22 protein-coding genes are annotated in these 20,711 nt (G+C 41.3%); 16 read left to right on the top strand and 6 right to left on the bottom strand.

From position 1 onward, the window contains the following. Positions 1-451 precede the first annotated feature (451 nt). Positions 452-1,243 carry a WYL domain-containing protein gene (locus AC0VYI_RS11765; RefSeq protein ID WP_475449508.1) on the bottom strand — a complete coding sequence of 264 codons (792 nt, stop codon included), beginning with the start codon at positions 1,241-1,243 and terminating at the stop codon, positions 452-454. Between the two features lie 83 nt (positions 1,244-1,326). On the opposite strand from AC0VYI_RS11765, the gene tnpA (AC0VYI_RS11770) reads away from it, so the two are divergent. The 3 genes from tnpA (AC0VYI_RS11770) to AC0VYI_RS11780 are packed head-to-tail and all read left to right on the top strand — an operon-like array spanning position 1,327 to position 2,143. Beyond that, a complete protein-coding gene (gene tnpA, locus AC0VYI_RS11770; RefSeq protein ID WP_475443565.1) occupies positions 1,327-1,611 on the top strand; it encodes an IS66 family insertion sequence element accessory protein TnpA in 285 nt (94 codons plus the stop codon). Further along, on the top strand, positions 1,611-1,955 hold the full coding sequence (gene tnpB, locus AC0VYI_RS11775; RefSeq protein ID WP_475444461.1) for an IS66 family insertion sequence element accessory protein TnpB: 345 nt from the start codon (positions 1,611-1,613) through the stop codon (positions 1,953-1,955). The genes tnpA (AC0VYI_RS11770) and tnpB (AC0VYI_RS11775) overlap by 1 nt, the downstream gene beginning before the upstream one ends. Before the next feature lie 26 nt (positions 1,956-1,981). After that, the gene (locus AC0VYI_RS11780; protein WP_475443561.1) at positions 1,982-2,143 is read left to right on the top strand and encodes a hypothetical protein; all 162 of its coding nucleotides are present in this window, start codon (positions 1,982-1,984) and stop codon (positions 2,141-2,143) included. Between the two features lie 23 nt (positions 2,144-2,166). On the opposite strand, the gene tnpC is transcribed toward AC0VYI_RS11780, so the two are convergent. The 3 genes from tnpC to tnpA (AC0VYI_RS11795) are packed head-to-tail and all read right to left on the bottom strand — an operon-like array spanning position 2,167 to position 4,441. Next, on the bottom strand, positions 2,167-3,786 hold the full coding sequence (gene tnpC / locus AC0VYI_RS11785) for an IS66 family transposase (protein ID WP_475443559.1): 1,620 nt from the start codon (positions 3,784-3,786) through the stop codon (positions 2,167-2,169). A 26-nt stretch (positions 3,787-3,812) separates the two neighbouring features. Continuing rightward, positions 3,813-4,157, bottom strand: coding sequence for an IS66 family insertion sequence element accessory protein TnpB (gene tnpB / locus AC0VYI_RS11790; protein ID WP_067021190.1), 345 nt, complete (start codon positions 4,155-4,157; stop codon positions 3,813-3,815). Further along, positions 4,157-4,441 (bottom strand): IS66 family insertion sequence element accessory protein TnpA, encoded by a 285-nt coding sequence (gene tnpA, locus AC0VYI_RS11795; protein WP_475443557.1) that lies wholly within the window; start codon positions 4,439-4,441, stop codon positions 4,157-4,159. The genes tnpB (AC0VYI_RS11790) and tnpA (AC0VYI_RS11795) overlap by 1 nt, the downstream gene beginning before the upstream one ends. A 369-nt stretch (positions 4,442-4,810) precedes the next feature. Here tnpA (AC0VYI_RS11795) and AC0VYI_RS11800 point away from each other — a divergent pair, with 369 nt between their 5' ends. From AC0VYI_RS11800 to AC0VYI_RS11825, 6 genes are all read left to right on the top strand, one after another. After that, positions 4,811-4,939: a hypothetical protein gene (locus tag AC0VYI_RS11800; RefSeq protein WP_261599301.1), complete on the top strand. Its 129-nt coding sequence runs from the start codon at positions 4,811-4,813 to the stop codon at positions 4,937-4,939. Positions 4,940-5,273: 334 nt separating this feature from the next. After that, entirely contained in the window at positions 5,274-5,720 is a 447-nt protein-coding gene (gene umuD / locus AC0VYI_RS11805) for a translesion error-prone DNA polymerase V autoproteolytic subunit (RefSeq protein ID WP_475449510.1), read from the top strand. Beyond that, positions 5,720-6,991: a translesion error-prone DNA polymerase V subunit UmuC gene (gene umuC / locus AC0VYI_RS11810; RefSeq protein ID WP_475449512.1), complete on the top strand. Its 1,272-nt coding sequence runs from the start codon at positions 5,720-5,722 to the stop codon at positions 6,989-6,991. Before umuD ends, umuC begins: the two co-directional genes overlap by 1 nt. Before the next feature lie 74 nt (positions 6,992-7,065). After that, complete coding sequence (locus AC0VYI_RS11815; RefSeq protein WP_475449514.1) at positions 7,066-7,488, top strand: hypothetical protein; 423 nt, start codon at positions 7,066-7,068, stop codon at positions 7,486-7,488. A gap of 73 nt (positions 7,489-7,561) precedes the next feature. Continuing rightward, a complete protein-coding gene (locus AC0VYI_RS11820; RefSeq protein ID WP_475449516.1) occupies positions 7,562-7,696 on the top strand; it encodes a hypothetical protein in 135 nt (44 codons plus the stop codon). An 84-nt stretch (positions 7,697-7,780) separates the two neighbouring features. Then, positions 7,781-7,945 (top strand): antitoxin Xre/MbcA/ParS toxin-binding domain-containing protein, encoded by a 165-nt coding sequence (locus AC0VYI_RS11825; RefSeq protein ID WP_475449518.1) that lies wholly within the window; start codon positions 7,781-7,783, stop codon positions 7,943-7,945. Positions 7,946-8,012: 67 nt separating this feature from the next. Here the strand turns inward: AC0VYI_RS11825 and AC0VYI_RS11830 are convergent, their stop codons facing one another. Further along, the gene (locus AC0VYI_RS11830; RefSeq protein WP_475449520.1) at positions 8,013-8,312 is read right to left on the bottom strand and encodes a hypothetical protein; all 300 of its coding nucleotides are present in this window, start codon (positions 8,310-8,312) and stop codon (positions 8,013-8,015) included. 187 nt (positions 8,313-8,499) lie between these two features. After that, on the bottom strand, positions 8,500-8,856 hold the full coding sequence (locus AC0VYI_RS11835; RefSeq protein WP_475449522.1) for a hypothetical protein: 357 nt from the start codon (positions 8,854-8,856) through the stop codon (positions 8,500-8,502). 431 nt (positions 8,857-9,287) lie between these two features. On the opposite strand from AC0VYI_RS11835, the gene AC0VYI_RS11840 reads away from it, so the two are divergent. The 7 genes from AC0VYI_RS11840 to AC0VYI_RS11870 all read left to right on the top strand — a co-directional run bounded on the left by AC0VYI_RS11840 (position 9,288) and on the right by AC0VYI_RS11870 (position 20,432). Next, positions 9,288-11,615 (top strand): hypothetical protein, encoded by a 2,328-nt coding sequence (locus AC0VYI_RS11840; protein ID WP_475449524.1) that lies wholly within the window; start codon positions 9,288-9,290, stop codon positions 11,613-11,615. A gap of 246 nt (positions 11,616-11,861) precedes the next feature. Continuing rightward, positions 11,862-13,205 (top strand): DUF262 domain-containing protein, encoded by a 1,344-nt coding sequence (locus AC0VYI_RS11845; protein ID WP_475449526.1) that lies wholly within the window; start codon positions 11,862-11,864, stop codon positions 13,203-13,205. Next, on the top strand, positions 13,195-15,072 hold the full coding sequence (locus tag AC0VYI_RS11850; protein WP_475449527.1) for a DUF262 domain-containing protein: 1,878 nt from the start codon (positions 13,195-13,197) through the stop codon (positions 15,070-15,072). Before AC0VYI_RS11845 ends, AC0VYI_RS11850 begins: the two co-directional genes overlap by 11 nt. A 38-nt stretch (positions 15,073-15,110) precedes the next feature. Next, positions 15,111-16,676, top strand: coding sequence for an ATP-dependent nuclease (locus AC0VYI_RS11855; RefSeq protein WP_475449529.1), 1,566 nt, complete (start codon positions 15,111-15,113; stop codon positions 16,674-16,676). Next, positions 16,661-17,683: a hypothetical protein gene (locus AC0VYI_RS11860; RefSeq protein WP_475449530.1), complete on the top strand. Its 1,023-nt coding sequence runs from the start codon at positions 16,661-16,663 to the stop codon at positions 17,681-17,683. Before AC0VYI_RS11855 ends, AC0VYI_RS11860 begins: the two co-directional genes overlap by 16 nt. A 326-nt stretch (positions 17,684-18,009) precedes the next feature. Then, the gene (locus tag AC0VYI_RS11865; RefSeq protein WP_475449532.1) at positions 18,010-19,164 is read left to right on the top strand and encodes a DUF4238 domain-containing protein; all 1,155 of its coding nucleotides are present in this window, start codon (positions 18,010-18,012) and stop codon (positions 19,162-19,164) included. 773 nt (positions 19,165-19,937) lie between these two features. After that, positions 19,938-20,432 carry a hypothetical protein gene (locus AC0VYI_RS11870; RefSeq protein ID WP_475449534.1) on the top strand — a complete coding sequence of 165 codons (495 nt, stop codon included), beginning with the start codon at positions 19,938-19,940 and terminating at the stop codon, positions 20,430-20,432. The last annotated feature ends 279 nt before the right edge of the window (positions 20,433-20,711 follow it).

Here is a 20,711-nt window from a genome sequence, read left to right on the forward strand (position 1 = left end):
TTCTTTGAAATAGCTGTAGTGTCCTGCCGCATAGGCAGCTGGTAAATGTATACGGTAGCAAAGCTAGTTGCTCGTTATGTGTCCTGCCGCATAGGCAGCTGGTAAATCGTTGCACAGAATGATTCAGTAGGTACATTTGTGTCCTGCCGCATAGGCAGCTGAGATTAGGACTGGAAGTAAGATTCCGCAACGATGAACATAAACCTACCGAAAAGGTAGATAGTGCCCACGGATGGGCAATTTCTATTGTTTATAATTTATGTAAGAAACATTGTTAAATGATAAGGAATAGCAGTAAGTGAAATTATACATCATTATTTGATAATGGGTTTTAATAGAATGAAGCATCGATAGGGTATTCATATAATGTGAGATATTAATCCCAATATTGCTTAAAATTAAGTTGCCCCTCCCTAATATGTAGCATGCACTGACGTTTATTTAAAAAATGCTAATCTTGATCGTAAGTTGATAGACCAGGTGCAATGCCGCGACTCTCAACATCATACAAAGTCTGATGATTACGCAACCATAGCTGGTAATTATACCCCTTTAAGCTATGATCTTCCGTGCAGTCTACATTCCAGTAATGTAGCCAATAGCCCACTACCGCAGCTCTTACCATGAGTTTGAGTGCGCCATCCTTCATATCGAAATCATATTCTATAGTTTCAGGGTGAGGAACATTCTTTCTATCAGGATGTGGTGTCAACTCTACCGAAACCATCCGACTCCATTGAAAATCCTTTAGCTTTAAATCGGGGTGCTCGTTAACTTGCCGATCAATATGAGCGTTGCAGATTCGTGTTAAAGCATAGGATCTAAAACTATTTTTATCGAGATCAAAAGCCCTCATGTACCAATGAATACCGTTATCAAATAATGCGTGAGGAACCAAATTTTTTACTGACCGCCCATTCTTTACAGAGCGATAAACAGTCCTAAGTTGGGCACCCACAGAAATGGCTCGAGTAATCGTCGCCAATAGATCCACATCAGGAAGAACTAATCTTACAGGGCTGAAAGAGCCGTTAGAACCACTTATGCCAAGCGCATCACAAATATTGCGTTTGCGTAATTTTGAAAGCGCAGATTGGACTGGAAGGGCGAATATAGGGTGGAAGCCATCATCCAATATTTCATACTTTTTCGAGCTTTGGTTTAGTTTTAAATTATCTGGTGATAACTCTTTATATAAACGAATATCGCGCGTAGCGGCAGCTTCACCTAGGTAAGCGTTCATTCTACGCCGTTATTTCATCCCATCTTTTCGCACTCTAAACTGGACTCCGTTTTCATCTCATCACCGATAACGGAGTCCAACCCATGACCAAGCCTTATATCCGCCGCTCTTCCTCTGAATGGCAACAAATCATTAATGATCAAACCAAGTCTGGCTTATCCGCCCCTCAATACTGCGAACAGCATCAGGTGAGTTACGCCAGTTTTAGTAAATGGCGTCAGCATTTTTCGGGAACTAAAGCATCGCCAGATTCTAGTCACTCAGACTTTATCGATCTCAGTCAGGTGCCCACTCTCTCAGGTACTGGACGTTGGAACATTACCTTGTGTTTAGGCGATGGTGTTGAGCTTCGATTGAGTCGTGACTGATGTTCCTGCCCGATCCCAATGCTAAAATTTGGTTGCATACCCAACCCACTGATATGCGTAAATCCTATCGTGGCTTATTAGGGCTGATCAAACAACACCTCAAAGAGAACCCACTCATCGGGTATTTTGTGTTCATTAATCGACGCAAAACGCAGATGAAAATTCTCTATTTTGACACCTCGGGTTACTGCATTTGGTGCAAACGCTTGGCTCAAGGTCAGTTCCATTACCAAGAATCAGCGAACGATAAATACGCCCTCAGTACACTGGAATTACAGCATCTGTTGGCGGGTATAAAAGTCGAAAAATATCGTCAATTTAAACGCTACAAGCGAGCATCATGACAAGTTGGATGGTATAATCCAACCCTATGAATGATGCCTCTTATCGACCTATTTTACCGTTTAAAAACATCGACTTGCTTCACACGAATGAGGTCGATAAGTTACGTGCCGAAGTCGAGGCCATGTCTGTCACTATCCGCCAATATGAAGCGGAAGTTCGCCTGTTAAAGCGTAAGCGTTCATTCTAGGGCTATCATTGATAGCCACTGACTCAGAGTAAGGGCGATTTCAACGGGTTGTCTGCGAACAGTTGCTTCCATCGTATTGGTGTTAAGTCCGCGATGTCTTTGGCTGGATGCTGGCTGACTCGTTGTAGGACATCCGTCAGGTAGACGTTGGGGTCGATGTCGTGCAGCTTGCAGGTGCTGATCAAGCTTTGGATGATGCCGACATGTTCGGCGCCCAGTTCTGTCCAACAGAAGAGCCAATTCTTCTTACCCATTGGGATGGGTCTTATCTCTCGCTCTAGGTGGTTGGTGTCCATGGCAACGTTTGGATTTTCCAAAAAGACCATCAGTTGGCGTTTGCGCTTTAAGGTGTAGTTCAACGCTTTCATCCAGGTATCGTCTGGTAATAGGTCAGCCCGTTGGGTTTGTTCTTCGCAGAAGGCAAAAAATTGATCCACTAAGGGCTTACTGTGTTGCACTCGGTAATCTTGTTTTTTCTCATCTGACCAACCTTTCTGTTTGATATGGCTTTCGTACTGGTACAAGGCGGCAATCAGGTTCAGCGCGTGGGTGACGGCCTCGGTTTCTTCCATTTCGGCTTTCAGTAGCTGACGACGCATGTGCACCCAACACTGAGCATGAGTGACCTCCGGTGAGGTGGCTTCGTAACGACTGTAAGCGGCATAACCATCGGTCAGTAAGGTACCCTGCCAAACATGATCCAGTAAGTCTTGGATGTGTTTCATGCCACGGCTTTGGGAGAAGGTAAACACCACTTCGTCCTGCTCGCCATAGATGGGCCAAAAATACGCTTGCTTCATTTTGCCGGGTTGGTTGCCTACCCCAGGCTGGCGGGTGGCTTTTATCGGTGTCTCATCCATGGCCAGTACCTTGCTGTCCAGCACACTAATCAGTTGCTCTACCACAATGGGTCGTAACAGTTCGATCCCGCGTTTGGTGAGGTTTGTGAGCGTTGCACGACTGAGGGTGATGCCGGAAGCGCTAAGCTGTTGGTGTTGACGATAAAGGGGTAAGTGATACAAGAACTTATTAACCAGTAAGCCAACGATAAAACTCACATCCGCGAGGGAACTGTCAAAAATCAGATCCGGCTGTGGCGCGGTAATGAGCTGTTTACTGGTTTTGTGCTTCACCACCTGACGTTTGGTGATGACGACTTCATAGGCACTGGTTTTTTGTACGATGCGGCTGACGTCTTTGAAGCCGACTTCTTCGTATTCGTGCGCATTGGGGCCTTGTAATTCGTCCGCTAAGATAACCTTTTCACGAACCGGTATAGACTCATCAAAACGCAATCCGGTGATGTTAATTTCATTGCCTTTACGAAACTTGGGCGCTTTGCCACGAACATTGGCAGACTCAGGTTTGTCCTTCTCAACGATAGACTCTTCTTCTACGCGGGTTGGTTCGGCTGACATCGGACCCACGATATCAGCGAGGGCTTGTTGATCTGGTGTGAGTAAGGTACGACGTTCGCTTTTCGGCCCAAATAACTCACGCTTTAGCATGTGCACTTCCGCTTCGTATTGGCGGATTCTTGAAGACATAGCTTCGTTTTCAGCACGCAGTTTTTCGACCTCATTCGTGTGAAGCAAGTCGATGTTTTTGAAGGGTAAAATAGGTCGGTAAGTGGCGTCATTCATGGGGTTGGATTATACCATCCAACTTGTCATGATGCTCGCTTGTAGCGTTTAAATTGACGATATTTTTCGACTTTTATGCCCGCTAAGAGGTGCTGCAATTCAATCACACTTAGGGCGTGTTTAGCGTTTTCTGATGACGCATAATTGAACTGCCCCTGCGACAGTCGTTTACACCAAATGCAATAACCAGAGGTGTCAAAATAGAGGATTTTCATCTGGGTTTTGCGCCGGTTAATGAAGACAAAATACCCGATGAGTGGGTTTTCTTTGAGGTGTTGTTTGATCAGCCCTAATAAGCCACGATAGGATTTACGCATATCTGTGGGTTGGGTATGCAACCAAATTTTAGCATTGGGATCGGGCAGGAACATCAGTCACGACTCAATCGAAGCTCAACACCATCACCTAAACACAAGGTAATGTTCCAACGTCCAGTACCTGAGAGAGTGGGCACCTGACTGAGATCGATAAAGTCTGAGTGACTAGAATCTGGCGAGGCTTTAGTTCCCGAAAAATGCTGACGCCATTTACTAAAACTGGCGTAACTCACCTGATGCTGTTCGCAGTATTGAGGGGCGGATAAGCCAGACTCGGCTTGATCGTCAATGATTTGTTGCCATTCAGAAGAAGAACGACGGGTATAGGGTTTGGTCATGGGTTGGACTCCGTTATCGGTGATGAGATGAAAACGGAGTCCAGTTTAGAGTGCAAAAAGATGGGATGAAATAACGGCGTAGAATGAACGCTTACTCACCTAGTCCAAAGCGGTCAGTTAGGTCAGACCTAGAGATCCAGCCTCGAAATCTCAACATAAACTCCAAATACTCCAATCGATCATATACATTTTTGGGTAACTGATCTAATCGATTCATAATTCATACCTCTCATGGTTTTATTGGTACAAATATATCACCATAATGATCTATTTACATCATCATAATGATCATGTATAGTTTGTAATTAGTGCAAATGAATTTGTACTAATTACTTACAAACACTCAATTATCTTAAAAGGAAAATCATCATGGCTCTTAAACCAGGTCCGAAACCCAAAGCTAAATCAACAGGAAAAACAGATCAGCGTCGCCGGGATAATAAAAAAACTCCTGGTAATACCCCAGACTTAAAACCAAGTAAATCTTCAGGAAAATAGAGCAGTTAAGTGAATTTACTAAAATGATAAGGCCAGTTGACTCGTCATCACTGGCCTTTTTTTGTCACATATTCTTTTTCCAGTTAAAAGGCTAATAATCCTTTTTTATATGGCCTTTGGCTGCTTTCTTTATTGTGTTCTTGGTTTTATTGAGCATAGCGTTTTTCGTGGATAAGTGGTTGATCTCGCTACTTTACCCTTGAGTTCATCATTCCTGAACCCCGCCCCATTTTTTGTCGAAAAATCGGAAGCTCTCCCCGTTACAAAAATTCACTTGGTCATTCTCGCTGCTTAAAACTATACTGTATATCCATACAGTATTTTGGTGTTGATCATGCGTGTGACTTATCTTGGTGTGTCTGAGTCGGCGGCGTTTATCGCGGCCAACAGTGTGCGAATCCCTTTGTATGTGGATTCTGTGTCGGCGGGGTTTCCTTCGCCTGCTCAGGACTTTGTTGAAAAATCCTTGGACTTAAATGAGTTCTGTGTCGCTCATCCTAATGCGACGTTTTATGTGCGTGCTCAAGGTGATTCGATGATCGATGTGGGCATTCATTCTGGTGATGTGTTGGTGGTCGATCGTTCATTAACGGCGCGTCATGGGGATATTGTGATCGCCTGCATTCATGGGGAAATGACGGTAAAAACGTTGGAGTTGCAGCCCAATGTGTTGCTTCGTCCGAAGAATAAAGCCTATAAGGCGATCCAGATTACGGAAGAGTCTGAGCTGGAAATCTTCGGTGTGGTGACGGGCGTGGTTCGCAAGTATGAGCGCGGCTGATGAAGACGGTCTTTGCTTTGGTCGATTGCAATAACTTTTACGCCAGTTGCGAGAAGTTGTTCCGGCCGGATTTAAAACACACGCCTGTGGTGGTGTTGTCGAATAACGATGGCTGTGTGGTGGCGCGCTCGAAGGAGGCAAAGGCGCTAGGGCTGAAAATGGGCGTGCCATTGTTTCAGGTTCAGGATGCGATAAGGCAGCATGGCATTGTGTGCTTTTCGTCGAATTATGCGCTGTACGCGGATCTGTCGAATCGGGTGATGACGATCTTAGAAGAGGAGGCGCCTCGGCTGGAAGTGTATTCCATCGATGAGGCCTTTATGGATTTAACGGGCGTTGATCATGTGGTGGATTTGTTGGCGTTTGGCAAGCGGGTCAAGGCAAAGGTCGATCAATGGACGGGCATTACGGTAGGTGTGGGCATCGCACCAACGAAGACGCTGGCGAAGTTGGCCAATCATGCGGCGAAGAAGTATCCAGCGACGGGGTCGGTGGTAGATTTGATGGACCCAGACAGACAAAAGCGTTTGCTGGCATTGGCCGATGTCAGTGATGTGTGGGGCGTTGGCCGTCGTATCTCTGCGAAGTTAAAGGCGAGGGGGATTAATACGGCGTTGGATTTAGCTAATGCGAACCCTAAAGCCATTCGAAGTGAATTTTCCGTGGTGTTGGAACGGACCGTGCAGGAGTTGAACGGGGTGTCTTGCCTTGATCTTGAGTGTGTGCGACCCACGAAACAGCAGATCATTTGCCGTCGGTCGTTTGGTCATCGTATTACGGAAAAGCAGGAATTGCGGGAAGCCATCGCCAAATACACGACCCGTGCGGCCGAGAAACTACGCGGGGAAAAACGCCTTTGCCGTGTGGTGAATGTGTTCATTCGCACCAGCCCACACGCTAAAGACGAGCCGCATTATGCGAATTCTTTGTCTGTTGAATTGCCTAACCCCACTGACGACACGCGAGATTTATTGGAAGTCACCGAGGTGTTGTTCCGTCGCATCTGGCGTGCTGGATTTCGTTATATGAAAGGCGGTGTGATGCTGGCAGACTTCTACGAACATGGCGCTTTTCAACAAGATTTATTCCGAGCCGATAATACAAAAATCAACTCAAAAGCCTTAATGAGCGTCGTAGACAAAATCAACCACAGCGGCCTCGGCAACGTCTTCTTCGCCTCGCAAGGCGTGTCACCTCAATGGTCAATGAAACGAGAACACCTATCGCCAGCCTACACGAGCAGGTGGGATGAACTGCCAAAAGTTTTTTGATTCAGAGTGTAGAAATTAAAAATGGACTTTTAGTTAAAAAATTCAAACTATAATGATTGATTGAGAGGTGTTTCATGAGTGATAAAACTACTAAAGAAAATGCCAGTAATGTGCCAGCAGACAAGATAATTGCAACGGTTGTATTATGGTTAGATGAACAATGTCCACAGGAGCGTTGGGACTTATGTGATGAACAGATGTGTGTTCTTCTAGGTGGTATTACGGTTTCAACTTGGAATCAATGGAAAGAGACCGCACGGATTAATGACAGTCTTCAAGTAGACCAAGAAACTATTGATACACTGGCGATGCTGGTAAGTATATACAAGATGATTCACCTAAGTTCACCAACTGGATTTAAGTATGATTTTTTCAAAAAGCCAATAAATCATCCGACATTTAATGGCAAATCAGCTAGAGAGTTTATGTTAGAGAACCCTTCACTTGACGATTTCCTCAAGGTAAGAAATTATTTTCAAAGTAGAGTGTTGTTATAAAAATCACCTTAGCCTCATTTGACTTTAAATTGTTGATCATCATTGTACTTATCAGTAATGTTAGGGGAGAGATATGAGCACTAAACGAAAAAATTATGCCGAAAAATGGATTGATATTCATGATATTGAGAGCAGTCTTGATCTTGTTATGAATGAATCAAAAGGCGGCCCAGTTGCTGTAATGAAGGACGGTAACCCCGTATTTTAATGTGTTCCCGCTGACACCTATGCCGCTATTTTAGAAGCAGTTGAAGCATCTGAAATGAGAACGCTGAATGAAAGGGGTCATCAATTGGGTCTAGAGCTATTTGGTGACGAAGACAAATGGAAATCATGGATTAAAACACCTGCACTGGCATTAGGTGGTAAGTCAACAGAGTCGATTATGGTTACTAAAGAAGGAATAAATAGAGTAAGAGATCTTTTAGGGCAGATTAGCCACGGGGTTGTTGTTTAAATCAGTTGTGTAGCGATCAGATAAACTTCACATAATTACACGTTGGATTTTTTTGCTTGTAACGAACTCAGACCTGATTTGTATTGTTTAGACCCAGATCTATCAAGACTGTTAGTGTTGCCGTCGTTAGATTGATAGCTGTCTGTCGTTTATTGAAATCATCAAACTCTGCTGCATCATCCTCATACCGTGCAATGACATTGCTTAAGGCTTCAATAATGATCAGATTTTCGTCATAGTTCTCTAATAAGTCTTCTAAGAGTATAAGGGCTTGTTGGTGCTCATCAGAGTTCGCTATACCATTCAGAATTGGTAACTGGGTTAGTATAGCTTTGGCCATTTGCGTTATTTCATTTGTAACTAACATTATATTTTCCTATGGTTGCTAGGATTAATTGAAGCTGGGTTGATATTTAGTTCTAGCTATTGACTAGACAACCGCTCAATCAATCTGGATCAAACCGCCCAACGTCCTCAACGATATCTTTTCGGTCTGTCATAAAGTCGGGGGCCGCTTTTGCCAGGAACGGTTTACTCCATTTTCTGTGTGTTTCTTAGGCGCCTTTACGAGATCGAACAATAAAAGGTAGTTCTAATTCATTGAGCTGGTCTATTAAAGCTTCAGCGAGCTCGTTATCAACATTTAGAAACAGTTCATCTGCGTGAGCAGTGTAAGAATCTAGCCCTTCAAGTAGTTCTGCTTCACTTAGTCGATTTTCATTTACTTGGCTTTTCGCCTGTTTAATCATAATTCTGTTTCCCTCGGCACAGACCTCGATATGTGACCAACCATTTTTAGCCGCCATATCACGGATTACACCAATTATTTCTGCTTGAGCCTTTAGACTCAGTGCTTCCTCGTTGCTGGCTGCCACCACTTCAAAAATGCTTGAAAACTTGATTGAAGCCATTGTCTATCACCTTAAAATAACGCCGGTTGCTTGTATGTAGTATAGCTGAGAGCTGTCTGCGATGCTGGCTGAAGTCGAAAGTGGACTTTATCAGAGTTTTCTAACTTGCTAAGACCAGTTGTTCGAGCTTAAATAGTTTTATGGTCAAAGCGTAGAAGGGAGAGTGCTCTAATGCAGTTTGCTATGAGAAAATTACCAAAAAAATCAATGCTATAAGTGGTTCTTAAAAAGCAAAGAGGCGTGATTTCTTCAACTCCTCTAACGGGGGGGCAATTATATGAATAAATATAATTGCATATAATTGGCATATTAGAAGAGTAACTCATCACTTTTTTTTGATGGGACGTCTTTGGCTATTCTCCATAATAGATAGCGTCTAGTAAACTCTGGGAAGTCCAGTTCGTTGTTTTCTAAAAAATAAGGTATAAATTGTGAGCAAAAGTAGTAAACAGCGCAGAGATCAAAAGAAAAAAAAGATTATAGAAAGACAAAATAAAAAAATAGAAAAAACCAAAAAAAATCAAAGCCAATCAGTCAATGGCTTTCATATTATGAGAGATCCCTTTGAAGGCATTACAGCTGACCAACGTAAAGAGCTGATAATTACAATTGGACAAGAAAGCAGAGACAAAGTAACTCAAGCTTTTAAGTCACTAGAGGGAATGTGCAGAGAATTTGACACAACAACGTTGGTTTCTATTGTTGCTGGCTATGGACTTGTTGTTGGTGTAAGTGATAACGGTATATCCTCTCGTGATTCAATAGGTGGGCTGCAACAGGCTCACGTTGAGTTATTGCAGGCTATTATATTAAAAATCCCTAGTAATGATCTTGGTTGGCATCCAGTAACTCCACAAGCCGTGCAAGAAGTAATTGATTTACTGAAAGATCTAAGTTCAGATTTTGCTCTTAGCAGAATAGCAGAAAGTCAATCTGAAAGATCAGATGCAGAAATAGCAATTTATATGATCCAAGAAAAATTAAGAGGGCATACTCAAATGGTCCGAAATTGGGGATTCCATTCTCAAATTAAAACCATTTGCAAAGAGATTTATTCAAATTTCGATACTATGATATCTAAAGAGATGGGTTTTAGTCCCACTAATGTTATTGATGTCTTCGATGCTCTTATTCAAATAACAGAGCAAAAAATGTCCGCTCGATTTGACACCTTATCTGCATTGAAGCAAACAAAAAATAAGCGTAACCTAGTTTTTAAATATCATGAAATGCTAGGGCAAGGCCAAGAGAAAGCCGATGAGTTTCTAAGAAAAATAGATATATCAGGAATGTCAAATGAACAGGTTTTTGCAATGTGCATGGCCCATTATGATCTGAGGATGTCGGATATTTTTCTTATTAATTTCGAAGAGGTTGCTGAGATAGTTGGGATAGATTCGAAAGTAGTTAACGCTATCGTTAATCAATATTCATTTAAGAATGGTGAGTTAAGTGAAGTAGAAAATAATTATTTATTTTTAGATAACCCCGTTTGGGGTAAACCAATAATGAGTACTGTTAGTGGATATTATTGCATACTTCCTCAACTATTTTTTAGCTTTTCGATGGCTACTTTAGATGATTTGATTGAGCAGTTTGACAAAGATGGATTGCACCAAACAAGAGCTGTCTATTTAGAGAAAAAAATTGAAGAAATAGTGAAGCGTAGATTTCCAAAATCTCAGGTTGTTTCTGGGCTTAAGTGGCAACAAGGAGAGAAGTTATATGAAACTGATTTAATTGCTTTTATTGACTCCCACGCAATTATAATTGAAGCTAAATCACATAGAATATCGAAGCAAGCATTAAGAGGAGCACCTAGCCGTATAAAGAGACATTTGAAAGAAATTTTGGTTGAGCCTGGTTTGCAATCACATCGTCTAGAGAAAAAACTTGAGGATTTGAGAAAAAATAAAGGAGACGCTAGCGACTTCATGGATAAATTGCCAGTAGACTTAAATGATATTAATAAAGTCCTTAGAGTGTCTGTGTCTTTAGAGGATTTTGCCACGTTACAGTCGAATTTACAAATGTTCAAAGATACTGGATGGATACCAAATGACTTTGTGGCATGCCCCTCGATGAACCTAGCTGATTTCGAAACTTTATTTGACTTTTTAGAACATCCTGTACAGATTATCCATTACCTTTCAAGGCGGTCTGAACTTCAGAGATTGGATCAGTTCGCGGGGGATGAGTTGGATTATATGGGATTCTATCTTAAGACTCTTTTCAATCCAGGAGCATTAATAGAAGATTCATCTTTGAGGGTTGTGATTACAGACATGTCTGAACCTCTAGATCTATACTATATGTCCAAAGATGCTGGTATCGATGTAGTAAAACCGCAGCCTGCTATCTCCTCTTGGTTCAAAGATATATTCAACGAACTTGAGAGGCGCGCATCGCCACGCTGGACTGAGATAGGTACAGTCCTGAATCACTTCCCGCCAGATGACCAGCTTCATATATCCAAGCAAGTTAGGGTGCTTTCGAAAATTGTACATCGAGAGTGGAAAACTGAAGGGCATACAAACTCGTTGATCTACAGGCCACCTATGAGTTCGGAATATGCGTTGGCTATTGTGCTGTGGAAGGATCCAAACTGGGATAGGCGGTATGAGTACATTAAGAATGCATATTTAAATTCACTCGAGCCTGAACATACAAAATTTTGCTTAGTTATTGGTGTTAATATCGATACAGATAATTCGCCTTATCATTACATAGCATTAATGGAAAAGGGGACTGATGAGTAGAGCGCTAGACAATGCACCTTTTTAAGATGCACCTTCAATCGTAACGGGTGTACTAAGTCTGGGGCACTTCACAAGTTCTGAAGAATCATACCAACTTCAGCAGTTAGCTTCTTCTACACCTGATTAGCAGTGTCGCACTTTATAAGGATACTTAATGAGTAAAGGATTGATGTCTTTTAGGCAGAGTAAACTTCTTTCAAAAACTTTGAATTGTGTAAAGTTAAAAGCTTTAGTGAGAGGGTGACGATGGCTATTCAATTTCCCCCATGTATAGAAAAAGTTGCTTATCTTCTCGAAAAGCCGTTAGTAATTCCTAATTACCAGCGCCCTTATAAATGGAAACTAAAGCAAGTCAATCAACTGGTTGATGACATTTTCCAACATCGAGAAAAATCACGCTACCGACTCGGTACAGTCGTGCTATTTAACAGCAACGACTCACATCAGCATAGCTTTGATATCGTAGATGGCCAACAGCGCTTATTAACTTTGACGCTCATTTGCTCTGCTTTAAATAATGAGCATAAACAATTTTCGCCAACGCTCTTGGAACACTCATTTTCCTCAAAAGCGTCCATTGACAATTTACAACATAATGCACAGCTTATTTTTCAGCGCTTCGCGGGTTTAAATAATCTGGAGAAAGAAGAGCTACTCACGTTTGTGCTAGAAAAATGTGAGCTAGTGGTCGTCACGCTGGACAATTTAAGCGAGGCGTTCCAGTTTTTTGACTCGCAAAACGCCCGGGGTAAAGCGCTTGAGCCTTATGATTTGCTCAAAGCCTACCACCTTCGTGAAATGATGGAGTTCACAGAACAAAGTGAGCGACTTCATCATGTTCGACTGTGGGAGGAAGGGGTTAACCCAGAAAACAGCGGCACTAATTTACATCAGATTATGGGCGATTTTTTATTCCGTATGCGTCGTTGGATCGATGGTGGTTACGGTATTCAATTTAGCCGTCATAACATTGATGTCTTCAAGGGTATTAACCTTGAAAACACGCATTATGCTTATGCTGAAACCATGCTGGCACTAGATTATGCGATCCAGCAATATAACGGCGACCCAATGCGAAAGTGGGATAAACATTATAAAGCGTACCCATTCCAAGTAGATCAAGTGATGATTAATGGCAAACGCTTTTTTGAATACATTCAGCATTACCTCGGCATTCATAAAGTCCTGTTCGACAAAGACAAAGGGCTTCTTGAAAACTTCACAGAAAAGTACTTGCGATACCCTGGCCATAACAAAAGAAGCGGCGATCAATACGTCAATAACCTATTTAAATGTGCGGTGATGCATTACTACGATAAGTTTGGTGAACATGGGCTGCTTAACGCGGCGAAGATTTGTTTCCGTTGGAGCTACTACCTTCGCGTGCAGCTGCAAAGTATCGGTATGAGCTCCATCGACAACCATGCAAGAGATTACAAAAGCGTGTTTCGAGTGATAGCCAAAGCCATTCACCCACAACAAGTTTTAAGCTTCCAGCCACCCCACTCTGAAACGGTGCGCTACGCGAAGGCAAAAGTGATTCAAGACTCTATTCAAGCAATGATCAGTGGAGGCTTAAATGACAAGTAATCAAGACGTAACACCGTTAACTATTAGACAACTTTTTGATCCATCATCATGCTATATCATTCCCATTTATCAGCGTAATTATGCTTGGGGTGCGCCTGAGATAGAACAATTGATCCAAGATATTTGCGATGCAGCTAAAGGTGATATGGAAACGGAACAATATTTTCTAGGGAGCCTAGTTGTGTACGTCCGTTCAAACTCAGCACCCAGCAATATCCAGACCTTTGAAACCATTGATGGGCAACAACGCCACACGACTTTATCCATTCTGCTAGCGTATTTGAAAAATGTGGGGCTCAGTGAACAATATGGTCTTGATCAGATTGGTTTAAACTTAGGTTTTGATAGTCGCCCGAAATCAGATAGAGCTCTAGATGATCTCTATCTAGGTCACAAAGGAACGCTGGAAGAACCTTCGATTCTGTCGGCCTACAAGGTGATTGATAAATATTTCCAAACAAAACGGATCGACGGGCAGCCTCTTAATATCGATTTGTTCTGTTCATATTTGTTGGACAAGGTAACCATTTTACGTGTCACCGTCCCCCACGATACCGATCTCAACCATTATTTTGAAATCATGAACAACAGGGGTGAACAACTCGAAAAGCATGAAGTACTCAAGGCTCGATTTATGTCTGAGTTTGGTAGCGACCAAATCAGTCGTGACAGTTTCTCAATGATATGGGATGCCTGTGCCAATATGCATCGCTATGTGCAATTGGGCTTTAGTGCTAACCTTCGTGAAGCATTGTTCGACAAAAACTGGCGCACTCTACCAAGCGATTTTAATGCTATCAAGTCTACCCTCGAAACATCGCCACAAGATGAACCAAGCGATGCTTCACTGACACTCAGCCAAATTATCGCAGGCCGAAAAAGACATTTAGATTTAGACGATGACTCGGGACGAGAACAAAATGAGCGTTTTGGCTCAGTCATCGACTTTTCAAACTTCTTACTTCACGTGTTAAAACTCACACAAGATGACAGTGTGACTCTGGATGATAAAAAGCTATTGGATGCTTTTTATGATTCGGATAATCAGCTTAAAGCAAAGCCTGATGAATTTGCGTTTAATCTTTTGAAATATCGTGTGCTGTTTGACCGCTTTATCATCAAACGAGATGCTGAAGAAAAATGGAGTCTACTGACTCTTAATAAGTACCACGATAGCTTTAGTTACGTGAACTCGTTTGGCACAGAGGATGATCTTGGGCTTAATCAGACTCTGGTTATGCTCTTATCTATGTTTCATGTCTCGAACCCGGCACAGGTTTATAAACGTTGGTTAAACAGTGCGTTGAGCACTTTAAATGAGCTGTCTGAGCAAGGTGGGTTACTTCATATCGACGCTCAAGCTTATCTCGAAAAGCTCGAGCAATTAAGCGACCAATATTTTGATGAAGCCAACCCTAGCGAGGATGCTTTGCATCAAGGCACAGCGGTGCAAAACTTTATCTTTAATCGACTCGATTATCTGCTTTGGAAACGCCTTTCAACCAGAGAGAAATTTGATGGCATCGGGGCTGAACACTTAGGGAAACACTTCGATGAGTTTCAATTTTCGTATAGAACCTCTGTGGAGCATTATTTCCCGCAAACTGACCCTTACGGGAAGGTGAAAATGAAGGACGTAGACCGCTTCGGTAATCTCTGTCTTATATCGCCGAGTAATAATTCAAAACTTAGCAACTATTCTCCTGCGGATAAGAAAAAATTCTACCAGGAACAAAATCGTGCAGAGAGCCTAAAGCAAGCGATAATGATGACTTATGATGAATGGGGGCCTGATGGAAATGGTCTTGAAAATATCAAAGGCCATGAGGAGGCAATGGTTAGAGTGCTTTACAACCAACATTCTTAATCATTTTATATTTTTTCTAATGCAAGGGAGGTTATGCAGTGGCACATATTGTTAAAGCGAAGCTTATGAACTTTAAACGCTTCAGAGACCTTGAGATCAACTTCGATCCACAACGAAATATCCTAGTTGGTGACAATGAAGCTGGGAAAAGCACAATCCTAACTGCAATTGAATTGGTATTAGGTGGGAGTAGGTCTAGCATCGAAGCTTTGGGTGTTGAGGTCTTGCTTAATGCTGAGGTTGTGACCGAGTTCTTGGCGGGGAATAAATCGGTTAAAGACCTACCAACTCTTCTAGTAGAACTCTATCTTGGTGATGTCGATAACGAAGACCTGGATGGGCGAAACAATACAGAAGGTAAAGACTTTAATGGTCTTCAATTATCCATTGAACCAAATGAAGATCTGACCAAGGAAATATCAGGCGTTCTTGCAGCACCTGGAGAAAACTTTCCATTCGAATTCTATGTGGCAAAATTCACCACTTTTAGTGGAGATGCGTATTCTGGCTATAGAAAATTTGTGCGTTACATAGCTCTTGACAGCACGCAAATAAACAGCGAATACGCCACCAACCAATACGTTAAGGCTATGTATGAAGCGACTGCTGAACAGCCAGAGCGTTACCGGTTAAAGAACGAATATAGGAAGCAGAAGAACGATTTCAGAGATGTTGCGCTAAAGGTAGTCAATGATCAGGTTTCTGACTATGACTTCTCCATAAAATCAGGTTCGAAATTTAACTTGGAAACCGATCTAACGCTTACGGAAGAGGGCATACCGATTGAGCAACGAGGAAAAGGTAAGCAGTGTTTCATTAAGACCGCTTTTGCACTTAGAGAGCGAGACGAAGACAAAAAAATAGATGTCCTACTTCTAGAAGAGCCTGAGAACCATCTCAGCCATACGAGCATGTATAAACTGATCAGCCAAGTGGAGAACGCTCATAGAAACCAAGTGATCATTGCCACTCACAGCAGTTTAATTTGCTCAAGGTTAGACCTAAGGAAATCCATTCTACTTAATAGTAATGCTAATGTTCCGGCCATGTTAAAAGACCTGACTTCAGAGACGGCAAAGTTTTTTGAAAAGGCCCCGAACCACAACATTTTAGAGCTTGTGCTGTCAGACAAGGTGATCTTAGTTGAAGGTGATGCAGAATATATCCTTATGGAGCGCTTGTATCAGAATGTGACTGGGCGACTTCCAACTGATGATGGCGCTCACATTGTCTCTATCGGCGGAACAAGCTTTAAACGCTACATGGAAGTATCCAAAATTCTGAACATCCGAACGGCAGTTATTCGTGACAATGATGGTGATTACACTAAGAACTGCTTAGACAATTACACCGATTACGTTTCTGATAATGTCAAAGTTTATGCGGACTCAGATATAGATCGCTATACATTTGAAGTGTGTATGTATAGAGACAACAAAGATCTATGCGATGATGTTTTCAGCAGAGGGCGAATACAACTTCAGCCTCAAGATTACATGCTAAAAAACAAGACGGAATCAGCTCTTAAGCTGCTATTGGAAGATGATGCTACGTTAGTTGTACCAGCGTATATCCAAGAGGCGATTGAATGGCTAAACGAGTAGTTCTTGCTGTAGCTGGATCAGGGAAGACGAAAACAATCATAGATAAGCTTGAGCTGGACAGTCGGACCCTGATCGTTACCTATACTATAAATAATACATCTAATATAAAGCGGCGAATCATAGATAAATTCGGATTCATTCCCAGTGGAATTCGTGTTTATACGTACTTCTCATTTCTGATGAGGTTTTGCGTACGTCCAATAGTTGGTCACAAGTGGAGAATCAAAGGAACTAGTTTTGATAATCCGCCTAGGTTTGCAAAAAAAGACAATCCTAGTCACTACATGACTCCGAGGAGGCGCCTTTACCACAGCCGAATTGCTAAATTAATCGTTAGTGAAGATATGGTAAAAGACGTTATAAAACGGATTGAGAAATACTATGACTTCTTGTGTATTGATGAGGTTCAAGACTTCGCGGCAAATGACTTCAACTTACTTTGTGAGCTGGCACCGTTAAATATCGAGGTACTTTTGGTTGGTGATTTCTATCAGCATACCTTTGACACCAGCAGGGATGGAATTATAAGGAAAAACCTTCATCAGAACTACGCTAAGTATCTTAGCGAGTTTAAAAAGATGGGGTTTGAAGTTGACTTAGTATCGCTTTCAGCTAGCCATAGGTGTAGCCCCACAATTTGTAAGTTCGTAAATGACATTCTGGCAATTCCAATGGAGTCTCATAGAGTTGACGAAGTGAATATAGAGCTTGTTACCGACGCGTGCAGGGTGCATGAGCTGGTTACTGATAATTCAATCATTAAGCTATTTGATAAAGAAAGTTATAAATATATTGGCTGGACTGATAACTGGGGTAATACTAAGGGATTAGATGACTTTCAGGACGTTTGTGTGGTCATTAACGCTCCTACTGAAAAGGGGTACGAATCTGGTGATTTGTCTAACCTGGCACCGCTTACACATAAAAAACTTTATGTGGCATGTACTAGAGCCAAAGGCAACCTGTACTTTATCCCGTCTAAACTTATGACCAAATATAAGAAATAGCCATTTTAAAAAGTACTTTGGTACTTTAAATGGTGCTTATCTTTTGTGTCGTATTTGATCCAAGGTGTTTGTCTAATTGAGCGCAGTTGTTTCACAGCGGAACACGCAAGCACAGACATGCTGCTAATATGGCACCACTGGTTTACGAAAAACTAGAGAGCTATAAGTAAAAAACGGTCTAGTCAAGGCTGTTAGATTCAGTCAGCAAATGATGCTAAAAGAAAGCTTATTCACATCGATAGCTGATTTGATTCGTCTGAGGTGCCGGTTGATCACTCTTTTGATAAAAGTGCTTTACTATTAAATTACTAGCAAAAGGAGTTCAAATGGCAGAGCACAAAAATCAACACATTGTACCCAGAACATACTTAGAAAAGTTTATTGCGGAAGAGCTGCCCGCGCACTTAAGAAGCGAACCAAAGGCAGAACTTGGAGTGTATGTCAGAAAAGCAAACTCTCCAGATCGATGGGTCATGCGATCAGTTGATCATGGAACCTTTAAGTCGTCCTACTTTTACAACTCTCAAAAGCTCCAGAACGAGCTGCATATTGAGGTCAATGTACTACGTGACCTTGAAGGTAGATACAACATTTCAGCAACTAAGGCTCTTCATGGCGAACTATTGCTTCATGCTGACAAATCTAATTTATTGCATTTCATTTCAGCTCAATACTTCAGGACGAAAAGAAGCCAAAGCAATCTAAAGGAGTTTTACACTGGCATTGCCGAAACGCTTGACTCTTTTAATGGTAGCGGATCTTGTGAAAACTACAAAGCCCAGTTTAAGGACTTAGAAAAGCTATCTTTAATGTGGTCAAAAGAATTGATGCAAGATGACACTAAGGTTATTTTTATCGAAAACTACACCAAGATACCTTTCATTACATCCGACAATCCGGTTGTACGACATGAAGTAAGGCTTGATGAATTGGCCAAGTGGATTCCCAAGAAGCTTTTCAATGAAAATATAAAGCCATTTGAAAAGGCTGTTGTGTTTTTTATGGCCTTGTCGCCAACTACAGCAGTAATTCTGAGTAAAGATATAAAGGTTGAATACGACCTAAGATCTTTTGAAAGCCGCAGCTTAGTGTTCGCAAATATTTTCTATGATTTGGTTATTCTTAATTCAGATGAGTTTGTAGTCGCTGATAGAGATAAGCCTGATAGTCATTGCAGAAAAGTACAAACAGCAGAGTCGATCGGAAAAGAAATAGCGATTAAGTTTGAGAGTTACATTCAAATTGATTCTGAGGTTGGTATGAATGTATTCCAAATAGAAGGGTACGAAAGTACTAAAGGCTTTTACACCATGTTTCAAGTGAAGCTTTCTAACAGGAACGATCTGGATAAACTAGCAGGGCTAACAGGTAAGATACTTAGCTTTCACATTGTTAATGAAAGTGGAACACGCTTCAGTCGTGAGAACAAAACGGTAACCATTGTGGATCAAGAAAATGCCATCGTGGCTATCACAAGATAGATACCAAAGACCCATTTAAACTTCAGGATTAAAAATTGCAGTTTCCGACAATAAAATTTTAGTTGAAGCTGAATGATATAATGTAGTATCTACATGTAATAAAATTACTACATGAAAAATCTAAGAGAATTTGAAATCACGAAAATTTGTCACCTTATGGTTTATTTATTTGTCACTTTATGGTGCAAAAATTTGTGTAACTTATTGATTTTTCGTTACTCGATTTGTCACCTTATGCTTCAATCAACACTATAATTTTGATATTCTCCATGAATACATAAATATCTGTCCTCTCTACGTTATATAAGCCCATATTCAGACAATAAAGCCTACCTCCTCTATTTTAGACTAGGCATTCTTACCAGCGAATGAACTGACATTTGTATACTGTTTATCGGAATTAATTGAATCTTAGTTTCTATGGTAAGTATTTCCTGCTAAATTTTCAGCCCCAATCTAAATTCGTACTCAGAAAACATGTGCCCAAAAACCACAAAAAGATATGAATTGATATGATTTCTTCTTAGTCTATTATCAGGCGACTGGACTCAAAATAATAATATCTCTTTAGTGTATATCTATTTCTCCCTACTGTTGTTTTTTTCGTGTAACAAGGTGTAATTTACGTGCCTTGATCAAAGTATTAATCTGGCTGCTAAGGTTCGATACTGTAGAGTATTTCTTAATTTCAGATAACAAGTATGACACTGGTTTTAGGTGTTATGGTTAACCTGATTCTGTAACGTAACTGTCTTTATTTATTGGAGTGTTATATGAAAACGAAAGTGCTATTGATATTTTTTGTAGCAACGGCCCTTACCGGGTGTGCATCAAAAGCGGTAGATCAGAAAGCAGCAAGTGCACAAGGCACGTATACACAAGTCTGTAAGAAAGTATCTAAAGCTGAAATTGCCGCGTTGTTTGACCGTTGGAATCGCTCGCTGCAAACTGATGATGTGGATAAAGTTGTAGCCAATTACGCAAAACGGTCACTTCTCTTACCTACGCTTTCCAATAAACCACGTCTCACGCCTTTTGAGAAGGAAGATTACTTTCATCATTTTCTAGAAGATCATCCTTCTGGAAAAATTGATTTTCGTTTTATTGAAATTGGTTGCAACACGGCAGTTGACTCCGGTCTTTACACTTTTAATTTTGCGAAGACTGGCGACAGTGTCAAAGCACGTTATACCTTCACTTATCGCTGGAATGGTTCTAAATGGTTGATAACCACACACCATTCGTCACTTATGCCCGAAAGAAAATAAACGCTTGATATAAGTGTAATCAAACAAGAAATGCTGTGAAATGTGTCGTTATATCTGTACTGACGAGATCATAATATACGGTATATAAATATGGTCCGTAGATCGTAGATGTTAAAGAAGAATCTGAATTCTTCTCGATTCTTTTTTAATGATCGTAAAAGCTGAGTTAATGCCTTTTTGGCGAGTAGTTTTTCTGGATTTTTATTAGCAAGTAGTAATACAACTGGCATTAGAAAATGCCGGAACGAATGAGGTAGCTTGGTGGAAGGATGTGCATAC

The organism is Marinomonas sp. 63XJN7_9_ISO-PGPR-S23-217 (genome assembly GCF_056173515.1).